The sequence below is a fragment of the Candidatus Fukatsuia anoeciicola genome (assembly GCF_964059965.1).
GTDB lineage: Bacteria > Pseudomonadota > Gammaproteobacteria > Enterobacterales > Enterobacteriaceae > Fukatsuia > Fukatsuia anoeciicola.
This window is the reverse complement of the sequence record NZ_OZ060923.1, coordinates 598,078-610,771: the sequence shown is the minus strand read 5'-3', so window position 1 is coordinate 610,771 and position 12,694 is coordinate 598,078. Positions and strand designations below refer to the sequence as shown.

5 protein-coding genes and 1 pseudogene are annotated in these 12,694 nt (G+C 23.7%); 3 read left to right on the top strand and 3 right to left on the bottom strand.

Annotated elements, in window-relative coordinates; all coding sequences use genetic code 11:
- The first annotated feature begins 212 nt into the window (after positions 1-212).
- The 3 genes and pseudogenes from bioD (at position 213) to AB4W73_RS01990 (ending at position 4,210) form a co-directional block, all read left to right on the top strand.
- Positions 213-893, top strand: a complete 681-nt coding sequence (bioD, locus tag AB4W73_RS02000) for a dethiobiotin synthase (RefSeq protein ID WP_367680189.1) — start codon at positions 213-215, stop codon at positions 891-893.
- 1,505 nt (positions 894-2,398) lie between these two features.
- Positions 2,399-3,722: pseudogene (gene bioA, locus AB4W73_RS01995) on the top strand (adenosylmethionine--8-amino-7-oxononanoate transaminase).
- A gap of 239 nt (positions 3,723-3,961) precedes the next feature.
- Positions 3,962-4,210: a DNA-binding protein gene (locus AB4W73_RS01990; RefSeq protein WP_367680754.1), complete on the top strand. Its 249-nt coding sequence runs from the start codon at positions 3,962-3,964 to the stop codon at positions 4,208-4,210.
- Positions 4,211-8,150: 3,940 nt separating this feature from the next.
- Here AB4W73_RS01990 and AB4W73_RS01985 read toward each other — a convergent pair.
- From AB4W73_RS01985 to lpxM, 3 genes are all read right to left on the bottom strand, one after another.
- Positions 8,151-8,480 carry a TusE/DsrC/DsvC family sulfur relay protein gene (locus AB4W73_RS01985; protein ID WP_367680188.1) on the bottom strand — a complete coding sequence of 110 codons (330 nt, stop codon included), beginning with the start codon at positions 8,478-8,480 and terminating at the stop codon, positions 8,151-8,153.
- A gap of 1,212 nt (positions 8,481-9,692) precedes the next feature.
- On the bottom strand, positions 9,693-11,210 hold the full coding sequence (gene zwf, locus AB4W73_RS01980; RefSeq protein WP_367680187.1) for a glucose-6-phosphate dehydrogenase: 1,518 nt from the start codon (positions 11,208-11,210) through the stop codon (positions 9,693-9,695).
- Positions 11,211-11,683: 473 nt separating this feature from the next.
- Positions 11,684-12,664: a lauroyl-Kdo(2)-lipid IV(A) myristoyltransferase gene (gene lpxM, locus AB4W73_RS01975; protein ID WP_367680186.1), complete on the bottom strand. Its 981-nt coding sequence runs from the start codon at positions 12,662-12,664 to the stop codon at positions 11,684-11,686.
- Positions 12,665-12,694: the final 30 nt, after the last annotated feature.

Below are 12,694 nucleotides of genomic sequence, written 5' to 3'. Positions count from 1 at the left end.
GAATTATAATATATTTATCTTATAATTATCTATAATTTACACAAAATAGTTAAGCTAATTTGTTTACTATAGGATATAGGTACAATAAATATTTTATAAATAAATAGGGTTAACTAGATGTTAATATTTAGTTGTATTTAGGTAATTAATCCATCTATAGCAGCCAGTGTATTATATACTTAGTTATTAATTTATTTACGGGGTAATTTATAATGATTAAACGCTGGTTTATTACTGGTACTGATACTGGGATTGGCAAAACTATTGCTAGTTGTGCATTATTACAAGCAGCTAATAAAAATGGGTATTATACTGCTGGATATAAACCCGTAGCTTCTGGCGGAGTAACTACAACAGCAGGTATACGTAATAGTGATGCACTAGCATTACAAGCTAATAGTAATCAGAAATTAGCCTATTCACAGGTTAATCCATTAATATTTATCGAAGCTACATCACCACATATTGCTTGTGAACTAGAGAAACGAACTATTGAATTAACTGAGTTATCACAAGGATTACGGCAACTAGAAAATAAAGCTAATTGGCTAGTTATTGAAGGCGCAGGTGGTTGGTTTACACCATTATCAACACAAATTACCTTTGCTGATTGGGTTAAACAAGAAGCATTACCTGTAATATTAGTAATTGGTATAAAATTAGGGGCAATTAATCATGCTTTACTTACAGCACAAGCAATTAAAATTGCTGGCTTAAACCTAGTAGGTTGGATTGCTAATCATATTGACCATACGACTAAGCGACAGCAAGAATATCTCTCTACCTTAATTACTTTACTTCCTGCTCCATTAATTGGTATTATTCCATATTTTATATCTATAGATCAACAAATAACTGGTGAATATTTAAATATTCACTTATTAGACTTCTAGGAATAACTTTTATAAAGTAGTAGTAAGTTAGTACTAATATGCTAATAATAACTCTTTGGCTAATTTTTTTGATTAATAAGTAGTAAACTAAACAGGCTATATAACCTAAAATAAAAAAATTAAAAAATAGAATAGTTATTAAATCTAATATCAAGTTAAAACTAACCTCTATTTCTAACAATAGAGTATAACTTAATTAATTGTTTAATATATTATATTCAATAATAATAAGAAGAGCTAATAATATAATCAGTCGTATAGCTAAAAATAAATAGTAAGCACTTTAACTAACTAATTAGTTAGTTAGTTAGTAGTTAGTTAGTTAGTTAGTTAGTTAGTTAATGTTATTAAATTTTAGTATAAGTTTATATATAATTAATAATATTGTCACAGTCATAACTATTAAATTATATGTTATAATTTTTCTCTTTATTATAATTATTTTTTAATGTAAATTTTTAATTTAACTAATTAGTATAATAAATAGTTACAATATACAATTACTGTAGTTTTATTTAATTTTTACATTACTATTCTAGTAGATATCTTATTTTTTATGTAAATATCAATCTAATTTACTAAATAACTACCGATACTATTTTAATAAAACTTGCTATTATAAAAATATTAGCTATAAAAATAGGATTAATTCCCATTATAAAATATATAGTCTCTATTATATCTACTACTAAAATAACATGGATACAAACAAAATAAATGTATTTGAATTACTTTCTACTATTATTATTGTTATTTTAACAAGTATATTAATAAGTATGTTATTTATATGGTAGCTAGAATAATAAATTATTCTAGTAAGCTAATACGTTAGTCTACTTTTTATCTAAGATGATAATGTTATTATAATAAAATTTAATACTAGTCTTGCATTCTTAGTATAGTCATACTAATATTATTGATAATCATAAATAATAATGATATTATTATAAAAAATTTAAGCGAAATATATAGATTGTAATCTTAATGATCTAGATAAATATTAGCTAAATATTTAGCTTAATTAATATTTAATTTACCTAGTATTATATAGTTTTCATTCCTAATTTTTACTTTTTAGATCATTTATTGTAAGTATATCACAGCACTTTATAAGTTTTTCTCAAAAAATTTCTATAAAATAAGTAATACTCATAACTTTAGTGGTACGTATTACTATTAGTGTTATTTAACTTGTATTAATAATTTATTTTTATTTTTAGTTTATAATATATGATTTTAAGCAATATTTACAATCTTCAGGATAGTCATGTTTTACTAATAGCAAAATACTCGCTAATATTATTATAAAGTAAAATATTAACTACAGATATTCTAAGCAATAAATATAATTTTAGTAGGAATTAAGTAAAAAATACTTTAGCTTATTAGATTATTCATTATTTATAGCTTTCTATTAGGGAGTCTCCAAAGTAATATTTTTATTAGTTTAAGTACAGGTAATATACTATTAACTAATTATATATTATTATTCACATATGAATGTTATTAAACCTGAAGATTATGTATTTGATCGGCGTCATATCTGGCACCCTTATACTTCAATGAGCAATCCGCTTCCGTGTTATGCAGTTATTGCTGCTAATGGTGTTAAATTATATTTAGATAATGATCAGTATTTAATTGATGGTATGTCTTCATGGTGGGCTGCCATTCATGGTTATAATCATCCAATACTGAATGATGCCATGTGCAAACAGTTAAAAAAAATGTCCCATGTCATGTTTGGTGGCATTACCCATCTGCCAGCAATTACACTATGTCGTAAGTTAATAAATATTACTGCTAAATCGTTACAAACTGTTTTTTAGCAGATTCAGGATCAGTTGCGGTAGAAGTTGCATTAAAAATGGCATTACAATATTGGCAAGCTAAAGGAGAGAAACGCCAATATATATTGGCGTTACGTCATAGCTATCATGGAGATACTTTTGCTGCCATGTCAGTATGTGATCCGCAAAATTCTATGCATCATCTTTATCCAGGCTATCTAAAAGAAAATTTATTTGCTACAGCGCCAACACTATCTCGCTTTAAAGAAGGTAATGCACAAGAGAATTGGGATGAGCAAGATATTAGTGATTTTACAACTATAATTACATGTTACTCTAATGAAATTGCAGCAGTTATTATTGAACCTATTGTACAAGGTGCTGGCGGTATGCGTTTCTATCACCCAGATTATTTAAAAGAGTAAGAAAACTTTGTAATCAATACCAAATTATATTAATTGCTGATGAAATTGCTACCGGCTTTGGACGTAGCGGTAAACTATTTGCCTGCGAACATGCTGCTATTGAGCCAGATATCCTTTGCTTAGGAAAAGCGCTAACCGGGGGTTATATGACGCTTGCTGCTACTTTAACTACTCGCCAGATTGCTGAAACTATTAGCTTGGGTGAAGCTAGTTGTTTTATGCATGGCCCTACTTTTATGGCTAATCCGGTAGCTTGTGCAGTAGCAAATGCTAACTTAGATTTATTAACACAGAACCATTGGCAACAACAGGTTCAAAACATAGAAACTCATTTATGGCAAGCATTATCACCATTAAAGGAACAGCAAATAGTAGCAGATGTTCGGGTGTTAGGTGCTATTGGTGTAGTAGAAATGAAGGAAATGATTAATGTTGCAGAGGTACAACGTAAATTTGTTGCACAAGGAGTATGGATCCGGCCTTTTGGTAAGTTAATTTATTTAATGCCTCCATATATTATTCAACCTACGCAACTACAGCAGCTAACTGATGCTATAATAGCTATACTAAAATTTATTCAAGACAGAACATATTCTGCTTATCCTATAGAATAATTTCATAAGAAATTATTCTTAATCTTTTTAAGTTATATTTAAATAATAAAATAGATAAAATTGTAGTTTTAATAAAGTAAATAAGTATTTAAAATTTATTTTTTTAAAATGAAGCATTAGTATAAAACATAAAAGATTTATAATAGGTTCTAAAAAAATTAGAATGTGTTAATAGGTATATGTTAATTATGATAAAATAGAATGATAAGATTTAAGGATAAAATGTGAAAAAATTTTTTATGAAGCAAATATTTGTAAAAAAGGTTTCAATTATTGCTAAATGTTTAGTAAATACTAAAATTTTTACTGAAATGGCAACAGCTGAATTATTAATAAAAAAAATTTTTAACGATAGCTATTCAGAGCATTCATTTGATGAATGGAATACTAAAGTATCAGAACTAAGTGCTAATCGTATTATTGCTCAAGTTGCGACTGCATCTAAAGTTCGTGTTCGTAATTTAATTCAAGAGTTATGGTATCATTAATTTTTTATTATTAAGGAACTTTTTAACTAATTATATTGTACTATTTTTTATAAATCTTCTAGTTCTTCTACTTATCCTGTCTCTATTCTAGTTATTTTAGCTTTTATCGTTATTTTAATTATTTTTATTCTATAGTCGTAGAAATAAATTAATATAAAGTTATATCGTTACTTTAGTTAGCATTATATTAGAATTATAATACTAACTAGTCTTAGTAGGTTTGTTTATTAAATAGCGTTTAATTCTTAATAGTGTTAGCTTATAAAAGCTATGCACTATTTATAACTATCTCTAAGGTTCAATATACGATTATTGCTATTTTTTTAAAGAATTCTAATTATTGAATAAATTTTAGTTTAAATAATTTTAAATTAGTATTACTTACAATAATTTTATTATTAAGGTTATTTAAAACTAGCACTTATTAACATAATAAATAAATAAAATTTATAAATAAAACACTACTAAGTAATAATATTTCTTAAACATAAGTTTTAATCTTTTATTTGTATTTTAGAGCTATTGATAAGTAATTATAGTTATTAATTATCTCACTTAAATTATTTATATTAATTTTTCTCTTTGTTACTCATAACTTATTTAATACATATTTTATTATCTAAAATACTATTACTAAGTCTCACTATTAATTAAAAAAATATATTAACTTAACATATAGCATCTTAGATAAAAATAAATTATATAATCTTTAAAAAGTAACTAATTAAACTTAATTAAGCAATTAAATTATAGAATAAATCTTTAAAGTATATTTAATTAAGTATAAATAGAGAAATATTAGAAAGTAGAAAAAAATTAAGATAATAATAAATAAGAAACAACATTAATAAATTTAAATTAAATATAACAATAATTATTATTGCAGTAATTGTAATTTTTCTATCAGATTTTTATGAATTTTTTAAATTAGTAACTAAAAAAATAAAAATAGTAATTTTTTATAAAAAGGTAAATACTAGAATAAAATTTTTATTTCTTATAAAATTATGTATGATTAAATGAAATTATAATAACATAATAGGTATATTTAAAAATATTAAAAACTATTTTAATATATAAAATTAATGAGTAATAATTTTATATTAAATAATAAAATTATAGATAAGCTCATGATAAAAATCATTCTATCTTTAGATAGTATAAAATATATATTTATTATTATTTTAAGTTTCTTATACCAAAATTAAATTCTACTAGAAGATAAAAGTAGAAAATTTAAGATTACTATATAAGGATTATTTCAAGTTAATCATACTTAAGGTTTTCTATATTCTTTATAAAACTCATAAATTTATATTAGACCCTATCTTTCTAACAAACTTTTAGTTTATTAGAAATAAAGTTGATTTTTAAATTAATTCTTTCTATTTTATATGTATAACAAATAAAAAGTTAATAATTTAATTTTATATAAAATAACAAAAAAATAAATACATAGATTTATGTATTAAACATTGCTATATGATACAAAAGAAAATAAATCATAGTATTTAACAAAAAAATTGTTACTAAACTAATTAAATCAACATATAGTAAATCAATAATTCAAGATTTAGGGAAGATTAATAATTATGTTAAATAATAATTAAAAATAACAATAATAAATAGAGTAGTTACGTAATTATTATAGCTAGTGATTTAAATTATTAATTTTTATTTATTAATGTAAGAAAAAATAAAATGACAGACTTTTTAATAATTCTAAATATATTATTATTAGAATGTAAGAGTATAGATAATAAATAATGTGAATTACATGTACTTCTGCACACTTTCTTGTTTAAAGTAAGATATTTACATAAAATATAATGTTTATCATATTTCTTTATATTAGAGATTAAATAAAATTCTTCTATACATAGTTACAATAGATAACATAAAATTTTTAATTTTAAGATTTAATATTATTATATAACTATCTATTAAAGTATCTAGCGAATTATTTTTAGCAATTATGTAACATTTATATTTAAAATATTATGTTTACATAAGTAATAACGCTATACAAAAATATTTTAGTTACTTTTATTTGCCCTTTAAGAGGCAATATAACTACTAATACTAATAAATAATTATAATTATACTGTTTTTTAATAGCTCCTGATATATAAATAAATAAAAGATTTTTTCTATACTTTCTTATAAATAGAACATATATTTAGCAATAAAAATTAATCTCTCCCGATAGTTTAGTAAATTTATAATTATAAGTATCAGCTAATATATCTGTTATTTCTAATAAATTATATTTATTTATCTAATAGATATAGGTTTAATTAAATAATTTTTTATTTAAAATTCTTTAGTAAAGACTTTGTAATTTAATATATAATATAGTAATAATTTATTTTTACATAATATATAGTTATTATGTAAAAATAAATTATTTTATAAAAATAAATATCAATATAAATATATTGATATTTATTTTTATAATTAACTTATGCCATTTATACTATATCTATTTTATTAATTAAAAATTAATAAAAAATTTAACCACTTAATTAAATACACTATACTTATTCGCTACTATTTTAGTCCGTGATAACCTATGAATAGTAAAAATAACTGGAAAGTACTGTTAATATTAATCTGCTATCTAATAATTAGCGTATAAATTTAAAATTATAACTAGTATAAATAATTATAAATAAAATTATTATGTGGGTTTAGTAGATAATAAAATATTTTATATCTTTGTAATATTAAATTTAACACTATATACTTAGTTTCTAAGTTAAAATAAAAAGTCCTACTACCTTAATATTTGAAATTCTCTAAATTTATGTGCTATTAATTATAATAATATCATTTTCCTAAAGTAGCTGTGAATATAAATAAAAATATAATAGAAGTATTATATACCTTATAGATACCTTAATACTTAAGAGTTATCTAAGTTTTTAAGTTATTTCAATGTTATATATCTAGTATTATTAAAATTATTTTTTATGGTTAAAAACCATATATTGTAACTAGTATTACAATAAAAAATTAAAAAATACAATAATTTAATATTATTCTTTATAGGATTATTAAAATATATAAGAAATAGTTAATTACTAGTAATTAATTTCAGGTAGTCCATAAGAATTAGAGATGCATTTAATTATCGGTTCTAATGGTTTGTATTTATTAGCATGATATTTATCATGTATTAATATAAATGTTTTCGTAATATAGTTGAACTTACATATCAGTCATAATGAAAATAAAAAACTATAATAGAAAGCTACTTAATAATAATTTTTTCTATTTAGCCACATACTTTTTATTATTATTTAGTATTTAACATATTTAACCTAGTGTGATAGTTTACTACATATCTGTGAGTTATAAGTGATATCGCTTTTATAGTTTAATTCAGAGATTGTTAATGCTTCCTTTAGCATATCTTAGTAAATTTGATGTTATAGCAGTAAGATTTTTTTTATTAATTTACTTTTACATGTAACATAACATTAAATTTAAGTTAATATTATTAAATAATTTTGCATGTGTTATTAATTGTCTAAACTAGACATGATATTAATTTAAACTATAATATAGGTTAATTAATTAGGTTAATTAACCTTATGAGCTACTTAGATCTGAGTAAAATAAAGAATTATTGTTATAATATTAGTATCTATACTAAAAAACAACTTATTAATATTAAGCAATATAAAACTTTTATATCACATTCAATAGTAGTTTACTACTAATAAAATATTACATAATCTAATACTAATAATAATATAACTAACTAATAAGTTAAATGAATACATGCTAACTAAAATATATATATATTAGGTTTATAGCTATATTTTAACTTCGAATAATAAACTATAATTTTGCAAAAAATTTAATTTAGAATATTTAATAACATATTAATATTAAAAATATTTTTAATAAAAACAATTACTTACATGATAGTAGATTAAATACATTTTATTGGTTTAGGTAAACCAGCAATCTTAGTTGCTTGTTTTGCTGGACCTTTAGGAAATAAACGGTATAAGTAACGGCTATTACCTTTTAATTTACCAAATTTTTGTTTTATAGCAATGACTAATATACGAATTGTAGGTGAAATATTATATTTTTGGTAAAAATCACGTATAAAGTATATGATTTCCCAATGTAATTCTGTTAGAATTATATTCTCTTGCTCTGCTAAAAGCAGAGCTAACATTTTAGACCAATCTGTACTATTTGTTAAATAACCATACTCATCAGTATTAATTAATTTATCATTAAATATTAACACGTCACCTCAATAATAAAAAACTATTATATATAAAACTATATTAAATAGGTTGAAATAAATTTTTATAATATCATTTTTATGATTTAATTTAAATAAAGTTATAAAAAATATAAAGATAATATTGCATTATTAATTTACACAAAGTATTTTAATTTAATCGAATTTATATTCGATAAAATTTTAAATTTAAAAAACAAGTAGGAAAGTTTAAAATACTACTTTAATTTTTAATGTTATATCTTGGATATTCTAGTATTTATAGAATACATATTACCCGTAATAATAACCACTACTTTAAGATATTTTAGATATAGAAAATATTGTTATTAACATTATAATTAAAAACATTAATAATTAATACATTCCTTAGTGATGCTTAGCAAATTAGTACATATTCTAGTTACTAAAACGTAAATTATAGAGTCTATACTAAATTTTATAGCAAAATTTAATATACCTTAATACGTGATAGATACTTCAAATTCTTCCGCTAGATATTGAATATCCTATGTTAATAAGTATTAGAATAGTTCTCTATACTAAGTGAAAACACGATTATATCTATTTAGTAATAATTTTATTAATACTAAGTAATGTTTAATTTGCTTAATTTACTACTTTAGATTATTATTTTCTATAATAAAATATATTATTGTTTATATATAGACTAAAGTTATTTTTTCTTTAATATATAATATATGTTAACTAAATATTAATAGATAGTAATATTAACTTTAATTAACTGATAGAAAGTCTATTTCCTAAGATTTAAGAATAAATATTTATATTAACATTCTATATTTTAAATGACTAATAATATAAATTTATTAGTTGTTTAAGTATACTCTTTATCTGATTATGCTCGTAAGTTTTTATTAATCTAGATATTCTAGAATAAAGTTATTTAATTGATTTTTTAATAACATTAGTTAAAAACTTAAAATTACCATATTAGTAATGATAGAAAGATTTTACTTATATAGTTAATTTTATAATATTATTAATATAATAAAAGTAATAACTTTATAATTTATTTATAGTACTAGTACTAAATAAGTAAAAGTTTTTTCTTATTTAGTACTAATTTTATCACTAACTATTTGTTAGTATTAATAATTTTATTTGTTGCTTATACTATATATTACTAAAATTAATATAAATTAAAAAAATAATCATTTGTGTTGATACCTACCATTTATTATAAATTATCTGTCAGGTCATAGAACTTTGTTGATGATAATTTTTAATAGATTCTTTAGGACATTCATTCCATAAGCGGCCATCACGCGTAATCATATCAATAGAAGCAATTGGCCCCCAAGTGCCTGCTTGATATGGTTTAGGCGCTTCATTGTCTGCCTGCCAAGCATCCATGATAGAATCAACCCATTTCCAGGCTTCTTCAACTTCATCACGACGAACAAATAAAGCTTGAATACCACGCATAAATTCTAGAAGTAAACGTTCATAGGCATCAGCAATATGCTTTTGACGGAATGTTTCTGAAAAACTTAAATCAAGCTTAGTAGTTTGTAACCGATGCTTATGTTCTAAACCAGGTATTTTATTAAGTACTTGTATTTCAATACCTTCATCAGGTTGTAAACGAATAATTAATTTATTTTGTGGCAGTTGTTGATAAGATTCACAAAATAAATTAATTACTGGATTTTTAAAATAAACGACAACTTCAGAATATTTAGTTGGTAGACGTTTTCCGGTACGTAGATAAAAAGGTACACCAGCCCAACGCCAATTATCAATATCAACACGAATTGAGACAAAAGTTTCAGTTAAACTATCTTTATTAGCGCCTTCTTCTTCTAGATATCCTGGTACTTTTTCTCCTTGTACAAACCCAGTAGTGTATTGACCACGGACTGTAGTGTTACGTACGTTACTATGATTAATTCGGCGTAATGAACGTAGTATTTTTACTTTTTCATCACGAATACGGTCAGCGCTAAGATCAGCAGAAGGTGACATAGCAATCATAGTAAGTATCTGTAGCAGATGATTTTGCACCATATCACGCATTTGTCCTGCATTTTCAAAATACCCCCAGCGTCCTTCAATACCTACTTCTTCAGCAATAGTAATTTGCACATGATCAATGGTACGGTTATCCCAATTTGAAATAAATAATGAGTTAGAAAATCGTAAAGCTAATAAATTGAGTACTGTTTCTTTACCTAAATAGTGATCAATACGATAAACCTGAGATTCATCAAAATATTCAGCAACTTGGTTATTAATTACTTGTGATGATGTTAAATTATTTCCTAATGGTTTTTCCATTACTACTCGGCTTGATTTTTTATTTAATCCGGCCTGACCTAACCCTTTACAAATAGTACCAAAAGTATTAGGTGGCATAGCAAAATAATATAAAATAGTATATTTTTTTTGATCAAGCATTATACTTAATTTTCTAAAATTCTCTAAGTTATCGATATCAAGATGACAGAAATCTAATCTAGCACTAAGTTTATACCAAAAATGATTATCTAGTTTTTCTCTCATAAATTGTTCAAGAGCTTTTTTCATTTCTTCAATATAGGTTGCTTTATTCCAGTTAATGCGAGCCACACCAATGATTCTAGTATCTGGATGAAGGTGTTTCGTTTTTTCTAATTGATAAAGAGAAGGTAGTAGTTTTCGACGTGCTAAATCACCCTTAGCACCAAAAATAACTAAATTACAAGCTAGAGGTGTATTGATTACCGCCATATTTATCCTCCTTGTTAATAAATAGAAATATTTCAGTAAATACTATCAAAAACACTATAGGGTAATAACCCCCCCCTTCTGCTTTAGCTTATCATTATAAAACACCTCTTTTTATAGTATAAAAAAATTTTACATAAAAATATCAATAAATATAAGATAATAACTCTATTACATATAGTAGAAAAAGAAATTTTATTACCTAATAGCATTAACTAGTATATAGTATTTACTTCTAGCTAAATTTTTTCTTGCTCTATTTGTTATAAACATTTTCTTTCTTAAGAAATTATTTTTTTAAAATATTTTTAGGGTATTTTAGTTTATCTTTATAATCTAATAAACACAGCTTTTTATATTTTTATGCCTTTTATATTTCTAATGTACCTAAAAAATTTAAGTTTGGAGGATTAGAAAGTGGTTGTTTAAATATTCTATTTATTACTAGGTTTGTTATAATAAAATAGTAAAGTTATTTATAGGTCCTTACGTGTATAAGGATCTATTTCACCTTGCTTACGAGTTTTAATTAATTTAAGTATCCAGATGTACTGTTCTAGGTATGGACTAACTAATGCTTCAATCTCTTCATTCATCCTGCGAGCAATGTAGTGGTTATCTGCTTGTGTTAAATCATTCATCGGAGGATGTATATAAATATCTAAACGATGTTTGTAGTAATTATATACAGGTAACATTGGTACAATAGTTGCCTGACATATTTTCATTAGAGAACCAATAGTTGGTAATGTTGCTTTATAAGTAGCAAAAAAATCAACGAATTCACTTTTATTGGCGCCATAATCCTCATCTGGAGAATAATATCCCCAAAACCCTTGACGTACTGAGGAAATAAATGGTTTGATACCTTTTTCTCGCGCATGAAGACGACCGCCAAAACACAATCTTGCTTTATTCCATAAGTAATTGACAAGCAAGTTACGTTGATGATGAAAAACAACTGTAATAGGTTTGTCTTCAGCAGCTAGCAACATTGCTGGTATATCTATTGCCCAGGTATGAGGAACTAAAAAAATTATGTTGCGCCCTTGTTCTTGTGCATAATCTAATATTTCCCTACCATGCCAATGTACACGTGAGTTTATGGATCGAGTACCTCGAAAATATAATTCAGCTAACATTGTCATGGGCTGTGCTGCTGTAGCAAACATATTATCAATCAGTTGTTCACGTTGTTTTTTATCCATTTGAGGCATACAATAAATAAGGTTAATATGTGCTCGTCGACGTGCATTTTTAGCTAATTTACCAATGAAACGACCAATTCCTGCCCAAAATGGATCACGTATTTTAGCTGGGGTATAAGCTATAATAATAAGTAACCCAATACCAAACCAAATTATCCAATAACGGGGATGTAGAAATATTTTTTGAAAACGCGGAATAAAACTTGAGTTTGTGCTCTTCTTTTTATATTGTTCCTTTTTTTTATACATTTAGAAAACTCTATATTTACATAAAAGTTT